Consider the following 3,243-nt stretch of genomic DNA (forward strand, 5'->3'; position numbering starts at 1 on the left):
GGTCGGCTCCACCCGTGGCTGCGGCGCTGGGCGGGGCGCGACCCTGCCCGCGACCCCGCCCGCGACCCTGCGCGCGACCCTGCTGCGGGAGCGGCGGGGCGCGAGGGTGGGGCGGCGGGCGGACCGACGGTCTACTTCGACACCGAAACGACCGGCCTTGCGGGCGGCGTCGGGACGCAGGCGTTCCTGATCGGGTTCGGGTGGCACGAGGGGGACGCCTTCGTCGTCGAGCAGCTGTTCCTTCCGGGGCCGGCGTCCGAACCCACCTGGTTGGATCTCGTCGCGTCGCGGCTGGAGGGGGCGGGGGCGTGGGTCAGCTACAACGGGGCGAGCTTCGACGCGCCGTTGGTCCGCACGCGCTTCGCGGTGCACGGCCGGCCCGACCCCGGCGAGGGGCGCCTGCACCTGGACCTGTTGCCGTTGGCGCGGCGGTGGTGGCGGGCGTCGCTGGAGGCGTGCACGCTCGGCACGGTCGAGCGGGAGGTGTTGGGCGCGGTCCGCAGCGAAGCGGACGTACCGGGGGCGGAGGTCCCGGCCCGCTACCGGCGGTTCCTGCAGGGTGGGGACGCGGGTGGGTTGCGCGGCGTCCTGACGCACAACGAGATGGACGTCGTCGCCCTCGCCGCGCTGCACGCGCGCCTCGAGGCGTCGTTCGCAGCGGGACCCCCGACCGGGGTGGGGGGGCGACCCGGCGTGCCGCGCGACGTCGCGGAGGGCGTCGGGGTGGCGCGCTGGTTGGAGGCGATCGGGGAGCGGGAGGCGGCCCGGGCGCACTACGCGGCGTGGGAAGCGGCGTCGCGCGACGCGGCGTACGCTGCGGGGCGCTTGGCGCGCCGCGCGGGCGACCTCGAGGGGGCGGTGGCGGCGTGGACGCGGGCGGCGGAGGCGGGCGACGCGCGGGCGTGGGTGGAGCTCGCGAAGGTCCGCGAGCACGTCGCGCGGGACGTCGGGGGGGCGCTGGAGGCGGTGGCGGCGGCGCGCGCGGCGGTGGGGGCGTCCGGCGACGACCTCGACCGGCGGGAGGCGCGCCTGCGCGCCAAGCTCCGCCGCGGTTCCGCGTGACGGGCCGGCGTCAGCCGGCCCGGAAGCGACCGCCGCAGCCCTTGTGCCGGTAGTGCGAGGGGGCGTAGCGCGGCGCGCGGTACAGCCCGACCTCCGCCCCGCAGCGGGTGCACACCAGGACGTGCGGGGCGGGCGCGAGCGGTCCTGCGCGACACGTCGCGCGCGGCTCCGCGCCCAGTTCGCGCGCCACCGCCTTCCACGCGGGACCGTGGTTCATCGCCGCGCGACCGTAGCGTTGGTAGGCGACGGCGTGCGCGATCTCGTGCAGGAGCGTGTCGTGCAGGACCTCGGGGAGGTCGGCTTCGACGAGGTAGCGACTGATGCGCACGACGCCGGTGCGGGCGCCCCGCTCGACGCGGGTGGAGCCGAGCGTGCGCTTGCCGCGACCGAAGCCGAACGCCCACTCGTGGAGGCCTTGGCCGAGCATCCGCTCCGCGGCGTCCGCCTCGACCCGGGCGAAGCGCGCCCCGTCGGGGCGTGGGCGCAACAGCCAGACGCGTCCGCGGGCGTCCTCGGTGCGGTCGGCGGGACGCCGGGCGCGGCGTACGTCGCGGGGGACCGGAGGCGGGCCGGGGGGGACGGGGGAGCGGGCCATGGCGGGACGCTACCCCGCGGCGTGGCGCCGCCGCGCGCGCGACCCGGCGTCCCGCCGCGCACGTCCGGGACGCGCGCCGGGCTCCGGTCGGCGGGGCTCCCGAACCCGTCGCGCGGGGCGTCCGGAAGCGAGTACCCTGCGGGAACGGAGGTGCCGCATGGATGCACGAACGCCGCACGCGGACGAGGCCTACGACGACGAGGCGGTGGAGGCCGCTGCGCGCCGGGTGGAGGCGCACCCCGACTACCGGGTGGTGCGCCGCCTGCCCGACGACCCTGCGAGCGACGGGGCGGGGGCCCCCTTCCGGTGGGGGGTGTACGTCGACGTCGAGACGACCGGGATGCGCGCCGGGCGCGACGCGATCATCGAGTTGGCGATGGTGCTGTTCGGGTACGACGCCGAGGGCCGCATCACCGGCATCGAGGACCGCTTCGACGCGTTCGAGGATCCGGGGCGCCCCATCCCCGAGGAGGTCGTGGCGCTGACCGGCATTCGCGACGAGGACGTCGCGGGGCAGGTGCTCGACGAGGCTGCGGTCGTGGCGATGGTGGAGCGCGCCGACCTGGTGGTGGCGCACAACGCCGCCTTCGACCGCGCGTTCCTCGAGGCGCGCTTCCCCGCCTTCGCGGCGCGGCCGTGGGCGTGCAGCGCGCGGGACGTCGATTGGCGGGCCGAGGGCCTCGAGAGCCAGAAGCTCGAGTACCTCGCCTACCGGCGGGGCGTGTTCTACGAGGCGCACCGGGCCGTGACCGATTGCGTGGCCGGCGTGTACGTGCTGGCGCAACCGTTGCCGAGCGACGGCGTGCCCGCCATGGCGCGCCTCCTGGAGGCGGCCCGCCGCTCCGACGTGCTCGTCGAGGCGTTCGGCTCACCGTACGAGACGAAGGACCTCCTCAAGGCGCGCGGCTACCGCTGGCGCGCGGAGGCGAAGGTGTGGTGGCGGATGGTGCCCGCCGACGCCATCGAGGCGGAACGCGGGTGGTTGACGGCGAACGTCTATCCGGCCGGGGCGCGGGGCGCGAAGGAGACCCCCGTGACGGCGTACGAGCGCTACTCGCCCCGGCTGTTCGGGGCATGAGGACGGGGGCGAGGTACTAGTCCTGTCGATGCGGCGACCTACGGTCTACGTATATGGTACCCTTTCCTACGGCAGGTTCCTGGGGAGGCGTGCATGGACGACGTGCCGTTCCGGCGCTCCGCCGGACGACGAAACGAACGGGAAGGGATCCGCGTCGACCTGACGCGGCACTGCCTCGCCCACGGTCGCCTCCGCCTCCCCTACGCCCTCCGGGACCGCGTCCCCGAGGGCGTTCTTTCGGCCCGTGACGCCGTCGCCGACGTCGACCTTCCACTCGAAGCGAGCGGAGGCGAGCTGTTCGGTCTGCGGCCCCTCTTCGAGCGACACGCGCTACGGCCCAACGACGCGATCCTCGTGCGCATCGACGAGGCGGGCGCGGTGCACGTCGCGCCCGCCCCCGCCGCCCGGGCGGCGGCCGGGGGGGACGACCGGCCGCTCGACGCGGCCGACCCCGCCCGCGAGGCGCGGCTTCGGGGCGCCCCCGAGGCGTCCGCTGCCCCCACCGAGG

The 3,243-nt window shown here is 76.6% G+C and carries 4 protein-coding genes; 3 read left to right on the top strand and 1 reads right to left on the bottom strand.

Annotation, left to right across the window (positions count from 1 at the left end; genetic code table 11):
- Window positions 1–1,062: ribonuclease H-like domain-containing protein (locus RI554_10975; GenBank protein ID MDR9392535.1), on the top strand; the 1,062-nt coding region annotated here is incomplete at its 5' end.
- A 10-nt stretch (window positions 1,063–1,072) separates the two neighbouring features.
- On the opposite strand, the gene RI554_10980 is transcribed toward RI554_10975, so the two are convergent.
- Window positions 1,073–1,657: a SprT-like domain-containing protein gene (locus tag RI554_10980; GenBank protein MDR9392536.1), complete on the bottom strand. Its 585-nt coding sequence runs from the start codon at window positions 1,655–1,657 to the stop codon at window positions 1,073–1,075.
- A gap of 157 nt (window positions 1,658–1,814) precedes the next feature.
- Between RI554_10980 and RI554_10985 the strand changes: the two genes are divergently transcribed.
- Together RI554_10985 and RI554_10990 are read left to right on the top strand one after the other, a co-directional pair.
- Window positions 1,815–2,735, top strand: coding sequence for a 3'-5' exonuclease (locus RI554_10985; protein MDR9392537.1), 921 nt, complete (start codon window positions 1,815–1,817; stop codon window positions 2,733–2,735).
- Window positions 2,736–2,828: 93 nt separating this feature from the next.
- Window positions 2,829–3,243: hypothetical protein (locus RI554_10990; protein ID MDR9392538.1), on the top strand; the 415-nt coding region annotated here is incomplete at its 3' end.

It is taken from the genome of Trueperaceae bacterium (assembly GCA_031581195.1).
In the GTDB taxonomy this organism is placed as follows: domain Bacteria; phylum Deinococcota; class Deinococci; order Deinococcales; family Trueperaceae; genus SLSQ01.

Bases quoted from the DNA above. Each gene is read 5' to 3' on its own strand.
- RI554_10985 (MDR9392537.1), top strand. From the start codon at position 1,815: ATGGATGCACGAACGCCGCACGCGGACGAGGCCTACGACGACGAGGCG.
- RI554_10980 (MDR9392536.1), bottom strand. From the start codon at position 1,657: ATGGCCCGCTCCCCCGTCCCCCCCGGCCCGCCTCCGGTCCCCCGCGAC.